Origin of the sequence: Arthrobacter sp. CDRTa11, from assembly GCF_026427775.1 — a bacterium.
GTDB lineage: Bacteria > Actinomycetota > Actinomycetes > Actinomycetales > Micrococcaceae > Arthrobacter.
Genome location: NZ_CP044532.1, coordinates 1,515,965 through 1,540,486, shown reverse-complemented (window position 1 = coordinate 1,540,486; position 24,522 = coordinate 1,515,965). Strand labels below are relative to the sequence as shown.

Here is a 24,522-nt window from a genome sequence, read left to right as displayed (position 1 = left end):
TTGACGGGAAGCCAATCCTGCCTTGGGTGTGGTGCCGTTAAACGAGTCCAGTCAGATCACCCCTGGAAGTTACGCCGAGCTTAGTAAAGACCTGATACAGGTGGCCTTCAACGGTGCGGACTGAGACGCCCATCTCCAATGCGATGTCACGGTTTGAGGCGCCCCTGCCTGCCAGCCTCGCTATCTGCCGCTCCCGGCTGGTCAGGAGGGGACTCCCGCTGCTGGGCACGATGGGCAAACTGGGAACAGTGGCAGCCAGGATGTCCAGCCGGGCCTGGGCCGTCCTGGCCGATACTGGATCCCCGGCCTGGCGGGCGTAATCGACTGCAAGTGCCATACACCTCGCCTCCACAGTATCCAGTTCAAGCGTGGCCGCGAGCTCGCCTCCGGCCAGCAGGGTTTTCGCGTCCTTGGTCCGGCTGCCTATGGCGATCAGGCGGGAAATCTCGGCCAGCGGGCCCTGCCGGTGACCGGCCACCTCCTCCAGGAGACGGAAGTCGGCCTCCGTGCCGTTGATGGTGGCACCCAGGAGACTGATTCCTGCAAGGGTGTATCTTTGCTCCTTGATATTCTGGCGGGCTGACTCCTTCAGGTGTGCGATGGCCTCCGCATCCCCCAACCAGCGCCCCGCCATATCAGTGCAGAATTCGATGATGCTCTCCGTGACAAAACTGCAGGGACCCGCCGGCCTCCTGAGCTTCTCGAGGTACTTTCGGGACTGCCCGGCATTGCCGATCTGCGCATAGGCAAGGGCCGTGGCCGCATAAGCCGTCCGAAGGGCGCCTTGCAGCGGCCGGAGCTCGAGTTGCGCGGCTGCGGACAAGAGCGAATCCAGGGCAGCCGCGCCCCTTCCCGAGTACACGTAGGCAACTCCGGCTGAGAGCTCGGCAGCGGCGCTCCGGTATGGGAGCCGATGGGCTTCGCGCGTGGAGGGTGGGTCCAGCAGGTCAATGCACCTGCGCCACTGGCCAGCTGTCAGCAGCACGGAGTACGCCTCGAGGGTGAACTGTTCACGCAGGCCAACGATCTGGGCGGCGTCGGAGATTTTGCCCCCTACCTGCCTCATGAGGCTCAGCGCGTCCATTTCCCGCCCGGTTATTGCCAGTGCGGTCATCAGGATAACCGCGGACTTCATCCTGAAGCCAAGATCCGGGTTGAGGGCAGGATCTGTTGCCGCTTCAAGCGCGGGGATCATCGAGGCGTAGTCGCCCACGAAAGCCTTGTACTCGAATTCGCTGAGGCTGATCCGGTTGGCGGCTGCGGCCAGGGGGTCGGGCCAGCCCTTCGCGAGCCCTGCGGGGACGTCAAGCCTGTTCTTTGCCGCCTCCAGCAAGGGCGGTACTTTCTCCGTAAGCTCCGGCAGCCACACCATGACCCGGGATTTTGCGGCGATAACGTTGGCGTATTCCGTGGCACCGAGGTTGTCCAACTGCGGCTGGGAGATATCGTCCAGGGCTGCCATGGCCTGGACGGGCAGGTCAAGCAAAAGGTAGGCTGCGGCCTTCTGCCGCTGCCCAGGGACCCACTGGGGATCATTCCTCTTCAGGACCTCGGTGCACGTGAGGGCAAAGTGCGGATCAAAGAGCTGGACGGCGGCCTCGGCCGCCGCAAGCGCCATGGCCGGGCTAAGTTCGGCCTCGCACTCGTAGGTCCAGGCCGCAAAGGACATCAGTTCGTCCATGGTCATGGATGACGGGTCCGGGTCCACACCGTCCAGGAGTTGGTTCCTGAGTTCCCGGCGCCTGCTGATGCTCAGCCATGACCGGACGACGTCGCCAAGGTACTTTTCACGCAGTGACACCCAGCGGTTGTCCGAATCGTCGATGTCCAGGAGTCCGACGTCCTCCATGTCCGCCACGATCGCTGCACCGTAGAGAGCCGTAAGCCGTGAAAGCTCCACACTCCTTGCGCAGGAAAGCATTTCGATGACTTCCCTGGTTTCCGGAGATTTCCTGGCCCAACGGGACCTGACGATGTCGTCCAGGCTCGCCGCGCCGTCGAGCACCACTTTGTCGCGGAGTGTCCAAACAGAATCAGCAAGTACCAGGTTCCCGGACTGCTGCTGTTCGGTGACGAGTGCCTTCAACAACAGGGGGTTTCCGCCCACCATGCTGTGGTAGGTACTGACGAGGGAGGCTGACACTCGATGCCCCAGGAGGGACAACAACACCTGCCGCGTCTGAAGCTCGTTCAGGTTGTCCAGCCTGACCTCAGTCAGCCTCCGGTCCGTGAGGAGCCAGTGGAAATCGGCCGGAAGGTCGCTGCTCTTTGGCGCCACCGCGACGATCCGGGCCGTCCCGGTCAGGAGGACGTTCAGCAGGACCCCTGCACTCATGTCATCCAGGCTTCCCGCATTATCCAGCGTAATAACGCATTGACGCCCGGCAGCATCGCTCTTGATGAGGGATGTGATGCCGCGAAGGATGGCAGTCGGGGAGCCCATGTAGGCCTGCGGAAGCCGGGCCAGAAGGAACGCCAGGCATCCGTACGGTGTTTTTGCAGCGGTGGGGCCGCTGCGCAGCTGCAGTGCCCAGACATCGGGGCCAAGTTCAGAGACAGCCGTCCGGGCGAGGGACGACTTGCCCACGCCACGAGCACCGGTGATGACCACTCCCAGCGAGTCCTTGCTGGTCAGCGCCGTGCGGACAGCTTCGAGATTGGCGCTTCGGGCGGGCACCGACCACCGATGAAGATCAGACGTGTCTGCGACGTTGGTGCGCGACTCAACGGCGTTGAGCGTTGACCCACGTCCCCAGCTGAGTGGCTCGATTGACATGAACTTATCCCCTAGATCCCGCTGCCGCGGGATAAAAGCCCCATCGCTCCCCCGCTTAGGAAGAAGACTACCCCCTGTCAGAGACAGGTAAACAGACCGACGGCGCTTTATCTTAATTTCTAGAGTTCGGACTTCGCCGGATGAAACTTTTGCTGCGCCGCCGTCAGACCATCCCTGACCAGCATGTCTACCGCATCAGCGGCCTCATCAAGCAGGAACGGAAGGTCCTTCCGTTCCGCAGTTGCGAAGTCGCGAAGGACGTAATCCGCGGTGTCCATCCTGCCCGGGGGCCTGCCCACGCCCACCCGGACACGGAGGTAATCCTTCGTTCCCAGCGCCTTGGAGATGTCCCGGAGGCCGTTGTGGCCGCCTTCTCCCCCGCCGATCTTCAGTTTCACCGTGTTAAAAGGAATGTCGATCTCATCGTGCACGGCCACCACATAATCAGGGGTAATGCCGTAGAAGTTGGCGAGGGCAGCCACTGGGCCGCCCGAGACGTTCATGTAGCTCATCGGTTTGGCCAGCACCACCCGGGGGCCGCCGATCCCGAGGCGGCCTTCGATCACCTGGGCGCGGGCCTTGTGCGCCTTAAAACCGGTGCCCATCCTGCCGGCGAGTTCGTCAAGAACCATCTGGCCAACATTGTGCCGGTTGCCCTTGTACTCGGCCCCGGGATTTCCGAGGCCAACGATCAGCCAGGTGTCAGTCATGGGTTAATCCTAAGGTGGTGCGTGGGCGTGATACGGCAGTGGCCGGGCCCAGAGGGACCCGGCCACCGCAGAAATCGATCGAGAACTACTCGGCTGCGACCGAGGAGCCTGCCGTGGTGTCGGCCGAGGCCTCTTCCTCGGAGACCTCGGTGGCCTCGGAGATGTGGACCACGAGTGCCTCGGCATCGGCCAGCAGGATGGAGCCCTTGGGGAGAACCAGGTCCGATGCGTGGATGTGCTGGCCAGCGCTGCGGCCTTCGATGTCAACCTCGATGGCGGTGGGCAGGTGGGTTGCCTCGGCCTCGAGGGAGATGAGGGTGAGTTCCTGGTTGTAGACGCTGCCCGGAGCAAGTTCGCCAACAACGTGGACAGGGATGTCAACGGTGACCTTCTCGCCCTTGCGGACGGTCAGCAGGTCGATGTGCTCGATGATCTGCTTGATGGGGTCGCGCTGGATGTCCTTGACCAGGGCCAGGTGGTCTTCGCCGTTGATGTCCAGGGACAGCAGGGCGTTGGCAACGCGGACCGCGAGGGTGGTGGCCTTCGCCGGAAGGGTGATGTGGATGGGCTCTGCGCCGTGGCCGTAGATAACGGCGGGGATCTGGCCGGCCATGCGGGCACGGCGGGCGAAACCCTTGCCGAATTCATTGCGGACTTCTGCTGCGAGCTTCTGCTCAGACATGTGTATCTCCTCGAAACTAAAACGGTGTTCAGCAAGGGCGGAGGTCTGTTGCGACCTTCAACGCCGGGCGGCCGCGTGGCTGCCCTTTCCGAAGGGAGATTCAGACCCAGTCGATAACGGAGACCTGCAGTCCGGTTTCCGTGTGCACGGCAACCAGCTGCTCTCCCTCGCCAAGGTATCGTCAAGAAGCTTATCAGCGACCGGCCCGAATGGTGAAAACGCGTCCCCACCAGCTCCTTGGGCGCATCAGGTCCCTGGGCCCCCGCAACCGCGCCCGGTCCCCTGCCGGTGTTAACTCCTCGCTGAGAACACCTTTAGGCGTTGCCGTCAAACAGGCTGGTGACGGAGCCGTCGTCGAACACTTCGCGGATGGCGCGCGCGATCAGCGGCGCGATGGAAAGCACCGTCAGCTGCCGGAACTGCTGGGAAGAATTGATGGGCAGCGTGTTGGTGACCACAACTTCACGGGCGCCTGATTCAGCGAGCCGCTGCGCGGCAGGGTCCGAGAACACGGCGTGGGTGGCTGCGATGATGACATCCTTGGCACCGGCGTTCTTGAGAACCTGGACCGCACCGGAGATAGTTCCGCCGGTGTCGATCATGTCATCGATGAGGACACAGGTGCGTCCTTCAATCTGGCCCACCACGGTCTTCGAAATCGCCTGGTTGGGCACTGTCAGGTCCCGGCTCTTGTGCACAAACGCCAGCGGAGCCCCGCCCAGGCGCTCAGCCCACTGCTCCGCCACACGGACCCGGCCGGTGTCCGGGGACACCACGGTGATATTTTCGGCGTCCACGCGCGTGCGGATGTAATCGGCAAGAAGCGGTATGGCCATAAGGTGGTCCACCGGGCCGTCGAAGAAACCCTGGATCTGGGACGTGTGCAGGTCCACGCTCATGATGCGGTCGGCACCCGCGGTCTTGTAAAGGTCAGCTACCAGGCGGGCTGAAATCGGTTCACGGCCGCGCCCTTTCTTGTCCTGGCGGGCGTACGGGTAAAACGGTGAAACCACGGTGATGCGCTTGGCGGAGGCACGCTTCAGCGAATCAATCATGATCAGCTGTTCCATGAGGTGGTTGTTCAGCGGTGCGGGGTGGGCCTGGATCACAAAGGCGTCGGTACCGCGGACGCTTTCGCCGGCACGGACGTAGATCTCGCCGTTCGCGAAGTCATAGGCGTCAATAGGCAGCAGCTCGGTTCCGAGCTCCTTGGCGATCTCCCGCGCAAGCTCGGGGTGTGCCCGCCCGGCGGCAAGCACCAGCTTCTTCTCGCCGCGCGCCGTAATTTCGCTCATTATTGCTTGCCCTCTTCTGTAGGTGCCTGGGTACTGGAGGAATCTGGGGAGGCCGCCTGGGCCAGTTCAGCGGAGCGGCTGCCCGGGCGGTTGGCGATAACCCAGCCCTCGGCATTGCGCTGCGGGGCAACGGACACGGCCAGGGCTCCGGCCGGGACATCTTTCCGGATGACGGCGCCGGCGCCGCTGTAGGCGCCGTCCCCGACAGTAACCGGAGCAACAAAGACAGTATTGGAACCTGTGCGGACGCCCGAGCCGATCACCGTGCGGTGCTTGTTCTCGCCGTCGTAATTGGCTGTGATGTTGCCGCAGCCGATGTTGGTGTCTTCACCGATTTCGGCGTCACCGGCGTAGCCAAGGTGCGACAGTTTGGAGCCGCGGCCGATCGTCACGTTTTTGGTCTCGTAGAAGGCGCCAATCTTGCCTGTCTCGCCCAGCACCGTGCCGGGGCGCAGGTACGTGAAAGGCCCGACGGCGGCATTCGCTCCGATGACGGCACCGGAACCGTGGGTGCGTGTGACTGTCGCTCCCGCTCCGATGTGAACATCGGTCAGGGTGCTGTCGGGGCCGACGACGGCGTCCCTGAACACGGTGGTGCTGCCGTGCAGCTGGGTGTTGGGAAGAATACGGACGTCCTCGTCCAGCGTCACAGTGGAGTCGATCCACGTGGTGGCGGGGTCCACAACGGTGACCCCGGCGCGCATCCAGTCCTCGACGGTGCGCCGGTTCAGCTCGGCTCCAAGGGCCGAAAGCTGCACCCGGTCATTGGCTCCTTCAACCTGCCAGCGGTCCTCGGTCAGGACTGCGGCTACCCGCCCGCCTGCCTCCCGTGCCAGACCCAGCACGTCCGTGAGGTACTTTTCGCCCTGGGAATTGTTGGTGGTGACGTGGACCAGTGCGTCGCGAAGGAAGCCGGCGTCGAAAGCGTAGATTCCGGAATTGACTTCGCGGATGAGGTGTTCGGCCTCCGATGCGTCCTTGTGCTCGCGGATGCCGGTCACCGTCCCGTCGTCGCCGCGAAGGATCCGTCCGTACCCGCTGGCGTCGTCGAGCAGCGCCGTGAGGACCGTGACTGCGTTGGCGTCACGTTCATGGGTGGCAACAAGTTCGGCCAGCAGGTTGCCGGTGAGCAGCGGAACATCGCCGTAGGTCACCACAACCGTCCCGGTCAGGGGCTTCTGGGCGTCCAGGGCGTGAAGGGCGACCTCCACGGCGCGGCCGGTACCGGGAACCTCGTCCTGGTCCACGATGATGGCGTCGGCGTCCAGTTCGCCCAGGTGCTTGGCTACGAGATCGCGTTCATGCCGCACCACAAGCGCCAGTTGCTGCGGATTGATGCTGCGGGCTGCCAGCAGGGCATGCCCCACCATGGAGCGGCCGCCGATCTCGTGGAGGATCTTGGGGGTACGGGATTTCATCCGGGTACCGGCGCCTGCTGCAAGGACAATGACGGCAGCTGGGCCGGTGGTCTCGGGGATCACGTACGGGCTCTCCTTGCTCGGTTGCGCATTGCGCTGGGCTGGGTGCCGTTCGGACCAACAGCCCGGCGCGGCACCGCATTCATCCTACTGGACGCTCTTCGCACAGCAGTTCCGCCCATAGGATTCGAACCTATACTCCACGGCTCCAAAGGCCGGGGTGCTGCCATTACACCAGGGCGGACCATGCCACCGGCGCGAGGCCCGGGCACAAGTATTTATTTTGCCATGGGTTCAGGGGTGGAAGCGACACAGGCAGGATCGGGCCCGCCGGCAGGCAGCTTCAGCCCGCCCAACTCTAGCTTCAAAGCCAGTCACCGCAGGGAGTAGGGCATGATGGAAATGTGAGCAACAGCCCTACCCGGACACGCATGACAGGCCTGCAGCGGCGCAGCCAGCTGATCGAAGTGGGACGTGGCCTCTTCGCGACCCGCGGGCTCGACGGAACCACCATCGAGGAAATCGCGGCCTGTGCCGGGGTCTCCAAGCCGGTGATTTACGAACACTTCGGCTCCAAGGAGGGCCTGTACACCGAGGTGGTGGATTTTGAGTTCCACATCCTCCTGGACTCCATCAACAGCGCCCTGACGGAAGAGGAGGGCAAGCCCCGAGTCCTGGTGGAACGCGCTGCCCTTGCCCTGCTCACCTACATCGAGGAACGCACCGACGGTTTCCGGATCCTCATGCGCGACGCTCCGCCGTCCCAGCCCGAGGGTGCCTTTTCGACCCTCTTGTCACATGTCACCACCCGTGTGGAGCACATTCTCTCCGACGAGTTCCACCGGCGCGGCTTCAGCGCGGAAGACGGTGCCATGTACGCCCAGATGCTGGTTGGCATGGTCGCAATGACCGGCCAATGGTGGCAGGACAGCCGCCAGCCGGACAAGCACACAGTGGCAGCCCACCTAGTGAACCTGGCCTGGAACGGCCTGACCGGCCTCAAAAAGGACCCAGAGCTCAAGTCCGAAGGCTAGTTCGCTTCCGTGGTCAGGTTCGCGGCGCAGTGGCCCTTCGCCGTCGCTTAGCGCGTAGGTCCCTTCCCAACACTCGCAAGCTCGCGTCGGGTCCCTCGGGACGACGCTTACGACGCATAAGTGACGCTCCGGTCGCGGGGCGACCTCCACGCCACGATGGCCCGCGATGCGCTCCTACGCGAAGCCCCCCGCACCGCTAGTGCCGACAGTTCCGTTCCGGTGGTTTCGCGATCCCCTGGCCAATAGTTCCACCCGCAGTCTTACAGCGCGCCGCTATAGCCGGCACGTACACACGGGCGCCCTTCACGAGTACCCCCTGTCGAAGGTTCCGAGCGCGTGCCCTTCTGTTCCACTGCGGGAGGTTTTTTGCTTTGTTAGCAGTCGGCCTTCGGTGGGTGAGGCATCATCGCCGGAGGCGGTCCTTCGGAAAGGAGCGCATCGCGGCACATCGGAGGGCGGAGGTCGCGCAGCGACCGTAGCGCTTCCTATGTGCTGTGTCTAAGCGACGCCGAAGGGCCGGCTCCGGCCCCAAGACGGAAGCGACGTCGAAGGACCGGCTCCGGCACCCAAGCCCAGCCGGACGCCGCCGCCGCAGACAGCAGGCTTACTCGCCGAGGACTTCCAGGGCTTCGAGCCATTCGAGTTCGAGGGCTTCGCGTTCGCCGGCCAGGTCCTTGAGTTTCTTGTTTTGTTCGGCCAGGGCGTCGAAGTCGTTCTCGTTGGTGCTTTTGACCATCTGGTCGTGAAGCTTCTTTTCCTGCTGCTCGAGCTTGCCCATCTGGCGCTCGATCCGGTTTTTGGCCTTGCGGGCGTCGCGCTTTTCGGCTTCGGAGGAACCGGACGCCGCGGGAGCGGAGCCGCCGCTGGGGCCGGTGACAGGGTTGCCGCCGCCGGTGATGGTGGAGCCGGCCAGGGCGGATTCACGGAGTTCCAGGTACTGGTCCACGCCGCGCGGAAGGGCGCGGATCTTGCCGTCGCCCAGCAGCGCCATCTGATGGTCCGTCACGCGCTCCAGCAGGTACCGGTCGTGGCTGACCACCACGAGGGTGCCCGGCCAGCCGTCCAGCACATCTTCGACGGCGGCCAGGGTGTCAGTGTCGAGGTCGTTGGTGGGCTCATCGAGCATCAGCACGTTTGGCTCCCCCACCAGCAGCCGCAGGAGCTGGAGGCGCCGGCGCTCACCGCCGGAAAGGTCCCTGACGGGGGTCCACTGCTTCTCGTTCGTGAAGCCAAGCTGCTCCACCAGCTGGCCGGCGGTGAACTCCTTGCCGCCCACGTTAAAGGAACGCTTTTCCCGCTCGATTACCTCGATGACGCGCAGGTCCGAAACGTCGTCGAGCTCCTTGACTTCCTGGGTGAGCACGGCGGTGACCACTGTCTTACCGCGCTTCAGCTTGCCCGACGTCGGCTCGATCTGTCCGTTGAGCAGCTTCAGCAGGGTGGTTTTGCCGGCGCCGTTAACGCCTACCAGCCCCAGGCGTTCGCCCGGCGCAAGACGCAGGGTGATGTTGTCGAAGAGTTTCTGCCCTTCTTCGCCGCCGAGGAAGTCCAGCGTTACGTTCTCAAGGTCCAGGACGTCCTTGCCCAGGCGGGCGGTGGCCATTTTGCTCAGTGCCGTTGAGTCGCGCGGCTCGGGGACGTCGGCGATCAGGGCGTTGGCCGCCTCGATCCGGAACTTGGGCTTGGCGGTGCGGGCGGGCGCGCCGCGGCGCAGCCACGCGAGTTCCTTCTTGACCAGCTGCTGGCGTTTGCTTTCCGTGACCGAAGCGGCGCGGTCGCGCTCGGCGCGGGCCAGGACGTAGGCGGCATATCCGCCGTCGAACGGGTCCACGATCCCGTCGTGGACCTCCCAGGTCTTGGTGCACACTTCGTCCAGGAACCAACGGTCGTGGGTGACCACCAGGAAGGCTCCCTGGTTTGCCCGCCAGCGGGTTTTGAGGTGGCGTGACAGCCAGGCCACGCCTTCGACGTCGAGGTGGTTGGTGGGCTCGTCGAGCATGATGACGTCGTGGTCCTCGATCAGGAGCTTGGCGAGTGCCACACGCCTCTTCTGGCCGCCGGACAAGGCGTGCACGTTGGCGTGCCAGTCGACGTCGGAAACCAGTCCGCCCATCACCTCGCGGATCTGCGGGTTACGGGCCCATTCATAGTCTGCCTGGTCACCGACGATGGCGGCACCCACGGTCAGGTCGCCGTCGAGGACATCGCTCTGGTCGAGGTAGCCCACATTGACGTCTCCGCGCTTGGTCACACGGCCCGAATCCGGAGTGGCGCGCAGGGACAGCAGCCGCATGAGGGTTGATTTGCCGTCACCGTTCCGGCCCACCATTCCGATGCGGTCACCTTCCTCAAGTCCAAGGGTGACGCCGTCCAGGACGGTGCGCGTTGCGTACGAAACCGTCAGGTTTTCGCCGCCAAGAAGGTGTGCCAAGGGAACTGCTTTCTGCTGCTAATGGGAAGGGGGGTCTTAAAGGAGGGTATCGGAGATGATGCGTGCACCGTGTACTGGCCCGTGGACGGCGATGGCCGTCAGGCCGTAGTGCTGGAGGTCCTCAGCGAGGCTTTCCGCCGCCGCGGGGCTATGCGTCAACAGGGCCACGGTGGGACCCGATCCGGAGACGATGCCGGCAATGGCTCCATGTGACTCGCCGATTCCCAGCGTATCCCGGAGTGCAGGGGCAAGTTCAATGGAAGCCCGCTGCAGATCGTTGAGCAGGACACGGCTCAGGGCGTCGGCGTCGCCGCTGCGCAGCGCTGTGAGGATCTTGGGGTCCACGGCTGTGGGTTCTTCGGCGTCAATGCCCTCCGCGTCCCGGAGCCTGTCCAGGGTGTCATAGACCTTGGGAGTCGGCAGCCCATAATCGGCCGTGACGAGCACCCAGTCCGTCTGGGCTTTGGCCAATGCAGGTGAGAGCTCATCTCCTATGCCCAGCCCAACAGCCGTTCCGCCCAGGAGGGAAAAAGGGACATCGGCTCCGAGCTCGGCGGCCAGCTGCGCGAGTTCATCCCGGGACAGGCCGCTGTTCCAGAGCGCATCACAGGCAAGGAGAGTAGCTGCCGCGTCAGCGGAGCCGCCTCCCATACCTCCGGCTACGGGAACCCGTTTGGTGATCTCAAGATGCACGCCGGTGGCGTGCTCGCTGACATCCGCCATAATGGCCGCTGCTTTATAGGCAAGATTCCGTTCATCCAGCGGGATGTCCACGCCGTCAAGGTCCAAGGTGCTGGCGGGGCTGAGGCTGACCGTAATGCCGGGCGTCTCCGTGCTGGTGGCTGCCACTTCCTCGTAAAGCGAGACAGCCAGGTACACGCTGGCCACCGAATGGTAGCCGTCGGGACGGAGCGGACCAACATCAAGGGAGACGTTGACCTTGCCGGGCGCCTTCACCCGGACCGTCCGCGCCGCGAACCTTCCCAGGGGAGCATTCATGCCGCGGCCTCGCGGGCTTCGGCTATCCGGGCGAAAGCTGCTACGTCTATGACTTCCCCGCGGGCGGTTGGATCCACCCCCGCGGCGAGCAGGCAGCGTTCGGCCTCAGCGGCACCGCCGGCCCATCCGGCCAGGGCGGCACGAAGGGTTTTGCGGCGCTGTGCGAACGCCGCATCAATCACGGCGAAGACCTGTTCGCGGGTGGCCGTGGTGACGGGTGGCTGGCGCCTGGTGAAGGCGACGAGCCCGGAGTGGATCTTGGGTGCCGGCCAGAACACGTTCATCCCGATGACTCCGGCCTTGCGCATGCTGCTGTACCACGCGGCCTTGACCGACGGCACGCCGTAGGTCTTGGACCCCGGGCCGGCGGCCAACCTGTCAGCCACTTCATCCTGGACCATGACCAGGCCGTGCTGGAGGCTGGGGAAGTGCTGGAGCAGGTGCAGCACCACGGGCACGGCAACGTTATAGGGAAGGTTTGCAACTATTGCCGTCGGCTCAACCGGCAGGGCTGTCACTTTCATGGCGTCGGCCTGGACGAGGTAAAAGTCCCCCGCGGCCTCCGGCCGCCATTCGTTCACAGTTTCCGGCAGCTTGGCCGCCAGGACAGGGTCGATTTCGACGGCGACAACCGCCTTCGCAGCGTCCAGCAGTCCCAGGGTCAGTGATCCGAGGCCGGGGCCCACTTCCAGCACGGTTTCATCCGGGCCTATGTTGGCCACGCTGACGATCCTGCGGATGGTGTTGCCGTCAATGACGAAGTTCTGGCCCAATGTCTTGGTGGGACGGATGCCGATCTCTTCCGCCAGCCGGCGTATGTCGGAGGCACCGAAGAGGGGTGCGGGCGCGGCGGGGGTTGGTTCAGTCACCTAGGTATCCTATCCCGCCGGCTTTGCCCGGCTATTCGTGTCCCCGGCGGTAGGTTCCGGAGTTAACGGCAGCGGCCGGACCCTGGATATCCGGGTCCGGCCGCTGTACGGGTCGTGGCCTGTCGGCTGTGGTCAGCTGCCGAATGAGGCTGGTGAGTGCTTAGCTGCTCGCTGCCCAGGCACAGCCCCAGTCCCGGAGGCCGTTCTTTGCGAAGAGCCTGTTGGCGATGTCTATCTGCTGCGCTTTGGTGGCAACGCTGGCATTGGGGCCGTAGGTTCCTCCACCGTTGGCAAGCCAGGTGGGGATGGAAAACTGCAGGCCGCCGTAGTATCCGTTGCCGCTGTTGATGGACCAGTTTCCCCCAGACTCACACTGGGCGATCTTGTCCCACATGGCCTCGTTCATCATGGCCGGGGCTGCAGCTCCGGTGTTCGTAGCGGCAGGAGCCGCCGCCACGGGCTTCGGCTTGGTCCCTACAGTAACTTTTTCGGTGACCGGCTGCAGTGAAACAGTTTCGGAGACCAGGGTACGGGAGGCTTCGCGTCCATCAACCAGCACCAGTTTGAAGGTCTTGTCTACTTTTCCTGCCGCGCCCGCCTGGGTAACTTCCTTGTCCCCCTTGAACAACTCTGCGCTTTCGCTGGTCAGGGTCTCGAACGGAACGGGTTCGGTGGTGGCGTCAGTCTTACCGGTGTCCACGCGGGAAACCTTGACCACCATGTTGTTGACCACGTGGGCATTGCCAGGCTGGGACGTGCGGTCGTTGACGCCGAGTGTCAGGCCCGCATCCTCAAGGACCTGGGCAACGGTAGCGGCAGTCGTGGTTGCCGTGGACACGTTGCCGTCCGCGACGATGCTGACCGTCTTCGGCGTTGTGATGGAGACAAACGAGCCATCAACGCTCAGCTGGGCGTCCTTCGGAACAGAGACGGATGACGCGCTGGCCACGCCGAGTTCGGTCACGAGGCCGCCGACATCCTGCGCCGTGGTGTTGACTGTCTTCTCTGCACCGTCAAGGCTGACCTTGACAGCCTTGGCCATATTGACGTTGATGACGGTGCCGTTGTCCACGGTCGCATCAAGGGACGGCGAGACACGGTCGGCGGGCTTCAGATCCAGTTTGGCACTTTTGACCACCTGGCCCACCGTGCCGCCGAAGGTCTGGACCGAGGTCACTTTTCCGTCAACGTTCAGCGTGATGGTTTTGTTATTGCCAACGAAGGCAACGAGCCCGAGAACCAACGCGCAGAGCACCACCAATTGGGTGCCCACCTTGAGGAAGCTGAGCTTACCGTCCGAGGATGTGAAGATCTTGACCACGATTGCCCGTAACTTTAGGACCGTCCGGGCACGGGGAAAAACACAATGAAATGCCCGGCGCAAATGCCCTAAGGGCAGCTCCGGGCACCTTTGCGCCGCCACACTCCCAGCGGCAGGCGTGCGGGATGGGAGCCCTGCACGGTCCTGCTGCGAAAGAAGTGAAATTATCCGAAGGCCTTCCCCGACCCCGGCTAATGTTTCCCACTGTAACCGTAGCGTTATAAAGCGGCCAAGAATTCTACCTACCGGGTATGTGCAGCCCGAGGAAGCTAAGGCGGACCGTCACGTCCAGGATCCGTATGCCCGCACGGTATTTTCGCTGATACGGCCGCACAGGTTGGCGAGGTCCGTTCCTGTCAATTCCGCCATGGCCCTAACGGTGTACGGCACCATGTAGCTGGCGTTGGGCCGGCCGCGGTGCGGATGGGGTGTCAGGAAAGGCGCGTCGGTTTCAACCAGCACCAAGTCCGGATCGGCCACCGCCAACGCCGCGCGAAGGTTCGCCGCATTTCTGAAGGTGAGCGTGCCTGCGAAAGACATGCTCCATCCGGCTTCATTACAGATCCTGGCCAGTTCCTCGTCTCCGGAGAAGCAATGGAACACCACGCGGTCCGGAGCCCCCTCTTCGCGCAGGACCTGCACCACGTCGTCGTGGGCATCCCGGTCATGGATTTGGAGCGTCAGGTCCAGGCGCTTCGCGATGTCAATGTGGCGGCGGAAGGAGTATCGCTGGTGAGCCAGCCCCTCCCCCTTGGTGCGGTAGAAATCAAGGCCCGTCTCTCCAATCGCCCGGATGCGCGGGTGGCTGGCGAGCTGTTCAATCTCCGCCAGTGCCTCTTCCAGCTCGCCACGAAGGGCATAGCCGGGCGCGTCATTGGGATGGAGTGCAACCGCTCCCAGCAGCCTGGGATCCAGGTCGACGGCCTGAACCGTGAAACGCGACGACGCCAGGTCACAACCCACCTGGATCGCGCCCTGCACCCCCACCGCCTCTGCCGCATCCAGCGCAGCGGCAACCCCCACCGGCGCCTCACCGTCCGGGAAGTCCAGATGCGTGTGGTTGTCCATCACGGGCACCGGTAACGGCTCAGGCGCGGGCGGAAAATCCTGCCTTCCGGGACCTCCGGTTGCCGCTGAACCGTTGGTCCCGTAACCGCGATAGGCGGCGGGAATCAGCGAATTGCACATCCCCCTACCCTAACTGCGGCGGATGCCCCACAATTCGACGGAACTCTCTGTCAGGCAGGGCAGTTGTGTTAGTAGTCTGGTACGAACAACATGCAACGCCCACCGATGGGCGAAGGCAGGCTTGCTGACCCGTCCCAGGTGATACCCGGGCTGAAAGGTTGCCGATGGAACCCCACCGACGCACCGCCGTCAATGAAATTTCCCCTGCCGTCCGGAATTTCGCCGGGGTCACTGAACCTGTCACCCACATGAACGGGCACAAGACGGCGCCCATGGACGCAGCATCCTTCCATGTGGCCAGCCAGCGGATCCTGGACGCCATCAATACGGTGATTGACGGGAAGTCGGAGGCAGCCAAGCTGGCCCTGACGGTCCTGCTTGCGCAGGGGCATCTGCTCCTGGAAGACGTGCCGGGCGTGGGCAAGACGCTGCTGGCAAAAACCCTGGCGCGGACCATCGACTGCACGGTCAGCCGCATCCAGTTCACTCCCGATCTCCTGCCGTCCGACGTGACAGGTGTTTCGATCTACAACCAGTCTTCCCGGCTGTTCGAATTCCGCCCCGGCGCGGTCTTCGCCAACATCGTCATTGGCGACGAGATCAACCGCGCCTCGGCGAAGACCCAGTCCGCCCTGCTCGAGTGCATGGAAGAACACCAGGTCACGGTGGATGGCCACTCCTACAAGCTGGATGAGCCCTTTATGGTGGTGGCCACCCAGAATCCCATCGAAATGGAAGGCACCTACCCGCTCCCCGAGGCCCAGCGTGACCGTTTTATGGCCCGCATTTCCATGGGCTATCCGGACAAGGATTCGGAAATCGAAATGCTCGAGACCCACCAGGCAACGTCGCCGCTGGCAAAGGTCTCAGCAGTGGTCACCGCGGCGGACGTCGCGGCGATGATTGCATCGGTTCAACAGGTCTACGTATCCCAGGCCGTCAAGGAATATACGGTGTCTGTGGGCAGAACTACCCGGGAGAGCCCGCTGCTTCGCCTGGGCGCCAGCCCCCGGTCCATGCTGCAGCTGCTGCGGGCCGCGAAGGCCACAGCCGCTCTGGACGGACGGGACTTTGTGCTCCCTGACGATGTTGTCAACGTCGCTGAATCCGTGCTGGCCCATCGGATCATCCTGGACCGCAAGGCTGCCAGTGCCGGAGAGACCCCGCACAGCGTCATCCGGGGGATTCTGGCCAGGCTTCCGGTGAACCAGGACCTGGCGGATGCCCCGGGCCGCACTGCAACCGGCACTCCTTCGGCTTCCGGGTCACGCAGGAATCATTAGGCAGGTAGAACCATGGCGATTCTGGACCGGCTGCCCCGGCATCTCTTCAGCCAGCGCGGCTGGGGGCTTTTGGCTGCCGGCGCTGTTTCCCTGCTGTCAGCGCAGATTATGGGACGGCGCGACCTCCTGAGCCTGAGTGTCCTGCTGATTGTCCTGCCGTTGGTATCCCTCGCCGGGATCAGGCTTGTCAAACCTCGTTTCCAGGTTTACCGCGAGTTCAATCCTTCGCCGGTGGAAACTTCCGCCCCCACCACCGTCCGGCTGGCAGTGGGGCGGACCGGGCTGGGCACCGGACGCGCCATCATGGAGGAGCGGCTTCCCCACAGGTTCGGAGAGTCTCCGGCGTTCCACTTCCCGGCACGCTCGGCCACCGGCGGAACCAGCAGGTATGAATACCATCTCCGATCGGCCCACCGGGGCCAGTTCCGCATCGGACCCGTTACCGCTGAGTTCACCGACCCGTTTGGCCTCTCCCTGCACCGGCAGGCCATTGACGACGGCGATATCCTCACCGTCACGCCGGCCGCCGTCGAACTTCCCGTCACCGGGCTCGCCGGTGCACGGGGCAACGACGGCGTCACCGCCACGCGGACCCGCGCAAATCCCAGCGACGATGACGTGATGACCAGGGAATACCGCCACGGCGACCCCATGCGCCGGGTGCACTGGCCGGCTACGGCCCGGCACGGCGCCCTGATGGTGCGGCAGGAGGAGTCGGTGACCACTCCGGAGGCCACCATCATCCTGGACCAGCGGCATGTGGCCTTCTCCGGCAGCGGTGGTGCCGGCTTCGGCGGGAACGCCTCGGCGGAGGGCCACGAGATGGCCAGCAGCGACACCTTCGAGTGGGCCGTGGTGATGGCCATGTCGGTCAGCGCGCACCTGGCTGAACGCAACTATGCCCTTCGGGTGCTTGACGTCAAGGGTGATCCCGGCTTCCTCCGCTCGCCGTCGGCGCCGGAACCGGATACCGAAGAGTTCAGCGGCATAGGCGGCCTGCAGTCCATTGCCGAAAGCCTCGCGGCCATCCAGCTCTCCGGACCCCACCACGGCCGCCGGGACTCCGGCCGCAAGACGGAGGCTGTTTCGGGACGCAACCACGGTAGCTCACAGGATTCCGGCCCCGCAGCCTTTGATGACCACCTCATGGACAAGCTGTCGGCCCACCGCATGCGTGGCCCGCTCATCGCGGTCCTGGGCCGGATCTCCCTGGCAGAAGCCACAGCACTGGCGCCCGCTGCCGGATACGGAGCCAACGCCTTCGCCCTCATTGTTGCCGAGCGGCCCGCAGAATTCGACGACGTCCTGGAGGCGCTGCGGCAGGGCGGCTGGCGTGCCGCCGCGGTGGCTCCGTCGGTTTCGGCGGCCACGGCGTGGAGGTACTTTGACCTTGGCGGAGCAGAACTGGACGCTGCTGCTGCAGATGTCCGGCGCGGTGCGGGGGTGGCACGGTGACGATTGCACCGGAACGGAGCACAGCACGGCACGAACCAACTGCCCCTCCCCCTGCACGAGGAGGGTCTGCCGATCGTAGCCGGGTGGGAGCCTACCCCTGGGCGATGGCGGGGGCGGTGGGCTTTTCGGTGGCGGGCGCCGCGCTCTCGCTCAATGGCGTCCTTAGGGGCTGGGCCTGGTATCCGCCCGTGCTGACCACGGTCTTTGTGGTGTGCATGACCCTGGCTGCCCTGCGCGCCCTCAAAGCCCAGCCACTGGTGGTTACTGCCGGCGGCTTCGCGGCACTTGGCGGCATCCTGACTTTTACGTTCTTCCGCGGTTCCAGCATCGCCGGCTTTATCCCGTCCGGGAACACCATGTCGGAACTCAACCGTTTCATCCGCCGTGCCAGCGAGACGGTGCTGGCCGAGAGTGCCCCGGTAGCTCCCAACGCCGGGATTGTGATGGTCACGTGCGCCGTCCTGGGGCTGACGGTCATCCTCATCGACGCCCTTGCTGTCCCCTTGGGCATGCCGGCCACCACAGGGCTGGGACTCCTTGCGATCCTGGTTGTTCCGGCGATGGTGAAACCGCAGAGCGTGGGGATTTTGGGCTTCCTCGCCACTGTGGCCGGCTACCTGCTGATTCTTGCCTGCAGTCAATGGTTCGCCCCTGATGCCCGGATAGCCGCTGACACTGCACGTAACCCAGGGCAGTTCAAAAGGGCCGCGCTGACGGGGACTGCTGCGCTTGTTGCCACCATCCTGGTTCCCTTCGCCATACCGGGTTTTGACCAGGGGACTTTTCCGCAGGGCTCCCGAGTGAACCCGTGGGGTACGTCCACGGGCCTGAATCCCATGATCACCCTCGGCAACAGCCTGCGCAGTCCCAGCGGCAGCGGGCGGATCACCTACGCCACCAACGCCACGGCACCGATGTACCTTCGCTCAGTAACTGTGGACAATTTCGACGGCGACTCCTGGGGCCCGGACGACAGGGACTGGTCCCGGCGGCCTGTAAGGGACGAGCTTGAAACCGGGTACGAGATCCTTGCCGACGAACAGCTCCGGCAGGTCACGGCAGTGGATACCGGCAGCTTTACGAGCCCGTACCTTCCGGTGCCCTATGCACCAGAATCAATCCGCGGGCTTAGCGGCCGCTGGACCTGGGATCCTTCCACCCTCAGCATCAAAGGCGACGATACAAATTCCCGAAGTCAGCAATATATTGTGACCTCCTCGGTACCAAAGCTGACGGCCCAGGCGCTGGATCAGTCATCAGGTCAAGTCCAGGGAATATCGGATGACTTCACGAGGGTTCCCGGCAACGTTCCTGACATTGTGAGGACAACGGCGGATTCCGTGACGGGTTCCAGCGATACCGCCTACGCCAAGGCGATGGCTATCCAGAAGTACCTCCGCTCGGCTGAGTTCACGTATTCGCTGCAGTCCCCCGTCCAAGGCGGCTACGACGGAAACGGACTCTCGGTTCTGGCTGATTTCCTGTCCCAGAAAAGCGGGTACTGCGTTCACTATGCCTCAGCCATGGCCGTGATGGCCCGGCTTGAAGGCATCCCCAGCCGCATTGCGGTGGGCTATGCGCCGGGCAGGCTGACGGGGGCCACCGTGTCCGTTGTCGGGGTAGGCGCGTTGCCAGAGTTTGAAGTGGACGCCCGGGACGCCCATGCTTGGCCCGAACTATATTTTCAGGGCCTCGGCTGGGTCCCGTTTGAACCCACCCCTTCCCGCGGTGTGCCTCCGCCGTATGCAGCGGAAACCTTCACCCCCGGCGCCGACAGCCTGGACAGCAATGACGATCTCCTTGCATCCAACGCCCCCGTTCCGGCTCCCACCCCAAGTACCACCCCGCTGCCCGCCCCGGGCGCCGGCGGCGGCGCCGCCGGTGGAACGGACTTCCTTCCCTGGCTGCTCTGGAGTGCCGGGGGCCTTGGCCTCTTGCTGGTGGCAGCGTCCCCCCGACTGATCCGGATGGGCGTACGGGCGGGGCGTTTGAGGAGTACGGGCACCACTGCCGACGCCGTTCCTCCGGCCTGGTCGGAGCTCCTTGACCTGGGCACGGATTACGGTTTGTCCCCGCACCCGAGTGAAACGCCCCGGGCATACGCGGCCCGGCTTCGCAATTCCTCCCTGATAGGCGAGGCCGGCGGAATGGACGAAGCCGCTCATCAGGCTGTTATGTCGCTCACGGCCGATTTCGAACGCAGCAGGTATGGGCGCCCGCAGCCGGAAACTTCACCGGAGACGGCGAGTGGACCGGCAGCAACCGCGGCCCGCCAGTCCTCGGCGGGCCACGGCGGCAGGACGGCATCCACTGCTCACCGCATTGCCGCCGTTCAACATTCCCTGCGCGCAAATGCCCGGCGGTCCCGGCGCCTGCGGGCCGACTGGCTGCCGCCGTCGATCCTCGGACAACTCGGGCGCATGCTCGGTGCGCCTTTCAAAGCAATAGGAAGCCTGGTCCAATGGACGGCGAAAGCCGCCGCGCACTCGTGGATGAGAGCACGCGACGGCTTGCGGCGTTTGCGCGAGGGCTAATGCCCTCCCCCGCCCGGACTGCGCCGGGCGGGTACGGGTCCTTGCCTTCCTTTGGTCAGCCGGCGTAGGGGTCGGCGATGCCGATGTACTGGGTGTAGAGGTATTCCTCGATCCCTTCGAGGCCGCCTTCGCGGCCCAGGCCGGACTGCTTGACACCGCCAAAGGGTGCGGCTGCGTTGGAGATTACGCCGGCGTTAAGGCCCAGCATGCCGGTTTCAAGCTTCTCGCCCATCCGGATGCCGCGGTTCAGGTCCTTGGTGAAGACGTAGGCAACCAGGCCGTATTCGGTGTTGTTGGCCAGCCGGACGGCTTCGGCCTCGGTGCCGAAGGTGGTGATCGGGGCCACGGGTCCGAAGATCTCCTCGGACAGGATCCGGGAGCCCTCGGTGACACCGGTGAGGATGGTGGGCTGGTAGAAGTAGCCCGGCCCCTCCACAGGTGCGCCGCCCAGGACAGCCCGCGCCCCCGAGGCCACGGCGTCAGAGACCAGTTCGTGGACCTTGTCCCGGCTCTTGGCATCGATCAGCGGGCCCACCTTGGACTCGGCTTCGGTGCCGCGGGCGGTGGTCATCTCCGCCATTTTTGCGGCGAACTTCTCGGCGAACTCCTCGGCCACGGATTCGTGGACGATGAAGCGGTTGGCCGCTGTGCAGGCCTCGCCCATGTTCCGCAGCTTTGCCAGCATGGCCCCGGCGACGGCGGCATCCAGGTCGGCGTCCTCGAAGACTACGAACGGTGCGTTGCCACCCAGTTCCATGGAGGTACGCAGCACGGTTTCCGAGGCGTCGGCGAGCAGGCGGCGGCCCACTTCGGTGGAGCCGGTAAAGGACAGCTTCCGGAGGCGCTGGTCCTTGATCAGCGGACCGGTGGTGGCACCGGCCGTGGAGGTGGGGATGACGTTCAGGACACCGGCCGGCAGTCCAGCCTCCTGCATGACCGCGGCGAACAGCTGGGAGGTCAGCGGGGTGAGGTTCGCGGACTTAAGGACCATGGTGCAGCCGGCGGCGACGGCCGGGGCGATCTTGCGGGTGGCCATGGCCAGCGGGAAGTTCCACGGCGTGATCAGCAGGCAGGGGCCCACGGGCTTCTTGGTGACCAGCAGCCGGGACTTTCCGTCCGGGGAGACCGAATAGCGGCCGAAGGCCCGGACGGCTTCCTCGGAGAACCAGCGCAGGAATTCGGAACCATAGGTGACCTCGCCGCGGGCCTCGGCCAGCGGCTTGCCCATCTCCATGGTCATCAGCAACGCGAAATCCTCGGCGCGTTCGGTGACCAGGTCAAAGGCGCGGCGGAGGATCTCGCCGCGTTCACGTGGCGGAACCTTCGCCCAGGATTCCTGCGCGGCAGCGGCAGCATCCAGGGCTGCCCTGCCGTCCTCGGGACCGGCGTCGGCAATGCTCAACAGGACCTTGCCGGTGGCAGGATCCTCCACGTTGAAAGTCTTCCCGGAAGCGGCGGGCCGCCATTCACCATTGATGAGCAGGCCAGTGGGAACAGAGGCCAGCAACTCGCTCTCGCGCTTTGAGGTAACAGCTGGCGGTGCAGTGACAGTCACGATGACTCCCTCGTCAGTAAGGTTGTTTGCAGCCTGCGCGCAGGAAGCCGGCAAGGCCCGTCCGCGTGGCTGATTAACTGTCAGACTACTGCTGCGCCTCCTGAGGGGTCTACGCCTGGACGCACTACTGAATCCACTGCCTGCTGTGCACCTGCACAGTGCTTTTTTCCTCATTCCAGAGCGTCCCGGAAACGCCTCAGCGTGCCGCGAGGACCGCCGAGTAAAGCTCCCTCTTACTCACCCGGACGTCTTCCGCCACAGCAGCCACCGCCTCCTTGAGCCGGATGCCCCGCGCCACGAGTTCGTTGACAGCCTCCACATAATCCTCGGGAGTGCCCGGCGCCTGGTCAGGTGCCCCGGCGAGCACAACCGCAATCTCACCGCGCACTTCATTGCCCTCCGCCCACAAAAGGAGTTCGCCAACGGACCCGCGGATCACTTCCTCGTAGGTTTTGGTCAGTTCGCGGCAGACAGCGATCCGCCGGTCGGAACCGAAACGCTCGCGCAACGCCCGCAGCATTGATTCGAGGCGGTGCGGAGCCTCGAAAAACACCATGGTCCGCTGTTCGGCGGCGAGGTCGGCAAGGCGGGTGGCCCGTTCACCTGCTTTCCGGGGAAGGAAACCTTCAAAACAAAACCTGTCCGTTGGCAGCCCGGACAGGGCAAGCGCCGTCAGGACGGCGGACGGACCGGGGATGGCGGTCACCGTGAGACCGGCAGCCACGGCGCCTTCCACCAGACGAAAGCCGGGGTCCGAAACGGACGGCATGCCGGCGTCGGTGACCATAACCAGGGTTTTTCCGGCCTTCACCTGATCCAGGAGTTCGGCTGTTTTTGTTGCCTCGTTGTGCTCGTGGTAGCTGATGATGCGGCCGCCCACGGTGACACCGAGGCTCTGGACCAGCCGGTGCAGGCGCCGGGTGTCCTCCGCGGCAACAATATCCGCCGTCGCCAGCAACCCGATCAGGCGGGCCGAGGCATCCCCGGTGTTTCCAATGGGTGTAGCTGCCAGCACTACCCTGCCTGGACCTGCAGCCACCGGCCCCGGGGAACTGGATTCCAAAAGGGCAGGTTCTGACTGGCCGGGAGACTCAATGGTGCTGGTATCGGCAACTGTGCTGGGGTTAGGGTCCACGCCACCAGCCTACTGCTGGCAGGCCGCAGCACCTGCAAAAGGTAGCATGGGGCAGGTGACGCAGACCTCCACGCTGCCTGCCGAGGCCGGCCGAGCCGCCCCGGAGGCCTCCAAACCAGGTTCCACCGAACGTGCCGCCCAAGGCGGCCGCGTTGCCGGCCGCCCCTGGATAAGGCGCCCGGCGGCGGCATTCACTGCGGAGGCTTTGCAGGAACGGTTGGTCGGGAGTGTCCTGGGGTGGCGCGACTATCCGCCCTCCCTACGACTGTGGTTTTGGCTGGTCCCGTTGCTCACTTCGGTCATTGGCGGAGTCCTCCGTTTTGTCCGATTGGACAGACCACACAGCCTGGTCTTTGACGAGACGTACTACGTCAAGGACGCCTATTCGTACCTGATGAGCGGCTACGAACGGAACTGGCCGGACAAAGCCAACGACTCCTTTAACGCCGGGAATCCGAACATCCTCCTGGAAACTCCCGAATACGTGGTGCATCCCCCGGTGGGCAAATGGATGGTCGCCGGCGGCATGTGGCTTTTCGGTTCGGACAACCCATTCGGCTGGCGCTTCGCTGCTGCGCTGACCGGCACCCTTTCGATTCTGCTGCTCACCCTCATTGCGCAAAAGCTGTTCCATTCCCTTCCCCTGTCAGCTGCTGCGGGCCTGCTTCTTGCGGTGGATGGCCATCACCTCGTGATGTCACGGACATCGCTGCTCGATATCTTTTTGATGTTCTGGATCCTGGCAGCCTTTGGAGCGTTGCTGATGGACCGGGATGACGGCCGCCGCCGCCTCGCCCGAAAATTGGCCAACCTGGCCGGCAACGCCAGGGATGGCCGGCCCTCGGCCAAACAGCTGCTGGCGGGCCCCTGGCTCGGTGTCAGGTGGTGGCGGGTTGCTGCCGGGGTATGCCTGGGCCTGGCCGTAGGGACAAAATGGTCAGGCCTGTTCTTCCTCGCGGGATTCGGCCTGCTCTCCGTCCTGTGGGACCTCAGCGCCAGGCGTATCGCGGGTGTGCGGGGCTGGTTCAGCGGCGGCATCATCAAGGATGGGGTGCCCGCATTCCTCAGCATCGTCCCCGTGGCCGCCCTGGTATACGTCGCCGGTTGGACAGGCTGGATCCGCTCCAACGACGCCTACTTTCGCCGCTGGGCGGACGACAATCCGTCGGCGGAGTGGGGATGGCTGCCAGGCTGGGTGCGGTCCCTGGCCCACTATCACCTTGAGGCGTACAACTTCCACCAGGGCCTGGGCTCCGAGCACCCCTATGAGGCAAGTGCCTGGAGCTGGCTGGTGATGGGCAGGCCAACCTCATTCTTTTATGAGTCGCCCCAGCAGGGCACCCCGGGATGCGATGTCGCCAATTGCACCTCGGCGATCCTCTCGGTGGGAAATCCCCTGGTCTGGTGGGGTGCCACCGTCTCCCTGGTGGTGCTCCTGTTCTGGTGGGTCGGCCGAAGGGACTGGCGGGCGGGAGCGGTGCTGGCTGCCGTTGGCGCCGGCTACCTGCCGTGGTTCCTGTATCCGGAGCGCACCATGTTCTACTTCTACGCGGTCTCCTTTGAACCGTTCCTGGTGCTGGCCCTTGTCTACTGCCTGGGCCTCGTCCTGGGCCGGGCCGGTGATCCGCCCTGGCGCCGGCGCGCCGGGCTCTACCTGGTGACGCTCTTCCTGGCCTGCGTGATCCTGCTTTCGGCCTTCTTCTATCCGGTGTGGGCCGCCGAAATCATCCCCTACCAGGACTGGCGGTTCAGAATGTGGATGCCGTCCTGGATCTAGGGCAGGATTGCATCAGACCCTGACGATTGAGCCGCTCCGCGGTGATGCCGCGGAACGGAG

General features: G+C 64.5%; 17 protein-coding genes and 1 tRNA gene. 5 read left to right on the top strand and 13 right to left on the bottom strand.

Annotated elements, in window-relative coordinates; genetic code table 11:
* Window positions 1–37: 37 nt before the first annotated feature.
* The 6 genes from F8G81_RS07040 to F8G81_RS07015 all read right to left on the bottom strand — a co-directional run bounded on the left by F8G81_RS07040 (window position 38) and on the right by F8G81_RS07015 (window position 7,125).
* On the bottom strand, window positions 38–2,776 hold the full coding sequence (locus tag F8G81_RS07040; protein ID WP_267278286.1) for a helix-turn-helix transcriptional regulator: 2,739 nt from the start codon (window positions 2,774–2,776) through the stop codon (window positions 38–40).
* A gap of 119 nt (window positions 2,777–2,895) precedes the next feature.
* Entirely contained in the window at window positions 2,896–3,486 is a 591-nt protein-coding gene (gene pth, locus F8G81_RS07035; RefSeq protein ID WP_267278285.1) for an aminoacyl-tRNA hydrolase, read from the bottom strand.
* Between the two features lie 85 nt (window positions 3,487–3,571).
* Window positions 3,572–4,168 carry a 50S ribosomal protein L25/general stress protein Ctc gene (locus tag F8G81_RS07030; protein WP_267278284.1) on the bottom strand — a complete coding sequence of 199 codons (597 nt, stop codon included), beginning with the start codon at window positions 4,166–4,168 and terminating at the stop codon, window positions 3,572–3,574.
* 314 nt (window positions 4,169–4,482) lie between these two features.
* Complete coding sequence (locus F8G81_RS07025) at window positions 4,483–5,463, bottom strand: ribose-phosphate diphosphokinase (protein ID WP_267278283.1); 981 nt, start codon at window positions 5,461–5,463, stop codon at window positions 4,483–4,485.
* Window positions 5,463–6,944 (bottom strand): bifunctional UDP-N-acetylglucosamine diphosphorylase/glucosamine-1-phosphate N-acetyltransferase GlmU, encoded by a 1,482-nt coding sequence (glmU, locus tag F8G81_RS07020; protein ID WP_267278282.1) that lies wholly within the window; start codon window positions 6,942–6,944, stop codon window positions 5,463–5,465. Before glmU ends, F8G81_RS07025 begins: the two co-directional genes overlap by 1 nt.
* 109 nt (window positions 6,945–7,053) lie before the next feature.
* Window positions 7,054–7,125, bottom strand: a tRNA-Gln gene (locus F8G81_RS07015).
* A gap of 160 nt (window positions 7,126–7,285) precedes the next feature.
* Here F8G81_RS07015 and F8G81_RS07010 point away from each other — a divergent pair.
* A complete protein-coding gene (locus tag F8G81_RS07010) occupies window positions 7,286–7,915 on the top strand; it encodes a TetR/AcrR family transcriptional regulator (protein WP_267278281.1) in 630 nt (209 codons plus the stop codon).
* Window positions 7,916–8,519: 604 nt separating this feature from the next.
* On the opposite strand, the gene F8G81_RS07005 is transcribed toward F8G81_RS07010, so the two are convergent.
* The 5 genes from F8G81_RS07005 to F8G81_RS06985 form a co-directional block, all read right to left on the bottom strand.
* The gene (locus F8G81_RS07005; protein WP_267278280.1) at window positions 8,520–10,346 is read right to left on the bottom strand and encodes an ABC-F family ATP-binding cassette domain-containing protein; all 1,827 of its coding nucleotides are present in this window, start codon (window positions 10,344–10,346) and stop codon (window positions 8,520–8,522) included.
* Window positions 10,347–10,382: 36 nt separating this feature from the next.
* Window positions 10,383–11,345, bottom strand: a complete 963-nt coding sequence (locus tag F8G81_RS07000) for a 4-(cytidine 5'-diphospho)-2-C-methyl-D-erythritol kinase (RefSeq protein ID WP_267278279.1) — start codon at window positions 11,343–11,345, stop codon at window positions 10,383–10,385.
* On the bottom strand, window positions 11,342–12,214 hold the full coding sequence (gene rsmA, locus F8G81_RS06995; protein WP_267278278.1) for a 16S rRNA (adenine(1518)-N(6)/adenine(1519)-N(6))-dimethyltransferase RsmA: 873 nt from the start codon (window positions 12,212–12,214) through the stop codon (window positions 11,342–11,344). Before rsmA ends, F8G81_RS07000 begins: the two co-directional genes overlap by 4 nt.
* 160 nt (window positions 12,215–12,374) lie before the next feature.
* Window positions 12,375–13,535 carry a resuscitation-promoting factor gene (locus F8G81_RS06990; protein WP_267278277.1) on the bottom strand — a complete coding sequence of 387 codons (1,161 nt, stop codon included), beginning with the start codon at window positions 13,533–13,535 and terminating at the stop codon, window positions 12,375–12,377.
* Window positions 13,536–13,817: 282 nt separating this feature from the next.
* Complete coding sequence (locus tag F8G81_RS06985; RefSeq protein ID WP_267278276.1) at window positions 13,818–14,723, bottom strand: TatD family hydrolase; 906 nt, start codon at window positions 14,721–14,723, stop codon at window positions 13,818–13,820.
* Between the two features lie 164 nt (window positions 14,724–14,887).
* On the opposite strand from F8G81_RS06985, the gene F8G81_RS06980 reads away from it, so the two are divergent.
* Genes F8G81_RS06980 through F8G81_RS06970 form a run of 3 tightly spaced genes read left to right on the top strand, consistent with a single transcriptional unit; the run spans window position 14,888 to window position 19,995 of the window.
* The gene (locus tag F8G81_RS06980; protein ID WP_267278275.1) at window positions 14,888–16,006 is read left to right on the top strand and encodes an AAA family ATPase; all 1,119 of its coding nucleotides are present in this window, start codon (window positions 14,888–14,890) and stop codon (window positions 16,004–16,006) included.
* Window positions 16,007–16,018: 12 nt separating this feature from the next.
* Window positions 16,019–17,461 carry a DUF58 domain-containing protein gene (locus tag F8G81_RS06975; RefSeq protein WP_267278274.1) on the top strand — a complete coding sequence of 481 codons (1,443 nt, stop codon included), beginning with the start codon at window positions 16,019–16,021 and terminating at the stop codon, window positions 17,459–17,461.
* Window positions 17,458–19,995 (top strand): transglutaminase TgpA family protein, encoded by a 2,538-nt coding sequence (locus F8G81_RS06970; protein ID WP_416377112.1) that lies wholly within the window; start codon window positions 17,458–17,460, stop codon window positions 19,993–19,995. Before F8G81_RS06975 ends, F8G81_RS06970 begins: the two co-directional genes overlap by 4 nt.
* A gap of 55 nt (window positions 19,996–20,050) precedes the next feature.
* Here F8G81_RS06970 and F8G81_RS06965 read toward each other — a convergent pair whose 3' ends face one another.
* Both F8G81_RS06965 and rsmI read right to left on the bottom strand, forming a co-directional pair.
* Window positions 20,051–21,550 (bottom strand): NAD-dependent succinate-semialdehyde dehydrogenase, encoded by a 1,500-nt coding sequence (locus tag F8G81_RS06965; RefSeq protein ID WP_267278273.1) that lies wholly within the window; start codon window positions 21,548–21,550, stop codon window positions 20,051–20,053.
* Between the two features lie 196 nt (window positions 21,551–21,746).
* The gene (gene rsmI, locus F8G81_RS06960; RefSeq protein ID WP_416377111.1) at window positions 21,747–22,685 is read right to left on the bottom strand and encodes a 16S rRNA (cytidine(1402)-2'-O)-methyltransferase; all 939 of its coding nucleotides are present in this window, start codon (window positions 22,683–22,685) and stop codon (window positions 21,747–21,749) included.
* A gap of 46 nt (window positions 22,686–22,731) precedes the next feature.
* Between rsmI and F8G81_RS06955 the strand changes: the two genes are divergently transcribed.
* Window positions 22,732–24,462, top strand: coding sequence for a dolichyl-phosphate-mannose--protein mannosyltransferase (locus tag F8G81_RS06955; protein ID WP_267278272.1), 1,731 nt, complete (start codon window positions 22,732–22,734; stop codon window positions 24,460–24,462).
* The last annotated feature ends 60 nt before the right edge of the window (window positions 24,463–24,522 follow it).

Excerpts from the sequence above, each read along its gene's own strand:
- F8G81_RS07000 (WP_267278279.1), bottom strand. The coding sequence starts at position 11,345 with ATGAATGCTCCCCTGGGAAGGTTCGCGGCGCGGACGGTCCGGGTGAAG.
- F8G81_RS06985 (WP_267278276.1), bottom strand. The coding sequence starts at position 14,723 with ATGTGCAATTCGCTGATTCCCGCCGCCTATCGCGGTTACGGGACCAAC.
- F8G81_RS06980 (WP_267278275.1), top strand. The coding sequence starts at position 14,888 with ATGGAACCCCACCGACGCACCGCCGTCAATGAAATTTCCCCTGCCGTC.
- F8G81_RS07040 (WP_267278286.1), bottom strand. The coding sequence starts at position 2,776 with ATGTCAATCGAGCCACTCAGCTGGGGACGTGGGTCAACGCTCAACGCC.
- F8G81_RS07030 (WP_267278284.1), bottom strand. The coding sequence starts at position 4,168 with ATGTCTGAGCAGAAGCTCGCAGCAGAAGTCCGCAATGAATTCGGCAAG.
- pth (WP_267278285.1), bottom strand. The coding sequence starts at position 3,486 with ATGACTGACACCTGGCTGATCGTTGGCCTCGGAAATCCCGGGGCCGAG.
- F8G81_RS06975 (WP_267278274.1), top strand. The coding sequence starts at position 16,019 with ATGGCGATTCTGGACCGGCTGCCCCGGCATCTCTTCAGCCAGCGCGGC.
- F8G81_RS07025 (WP_267278283.1), bottom strand. The coding sequence starts at position 5,463 with ATGAGCGAAATTACGGCGCGCGGCGAGAAGAAGCTGGTGCTTGCCGCC.
- F8G81_RS06955 (WP_267278272.1), top strand. The coding sequence starts at position 22,732 with ATGGGGCAGGTGACGCAGACCTCCACGCTGCCTGCCGAGGCCGGCCGA.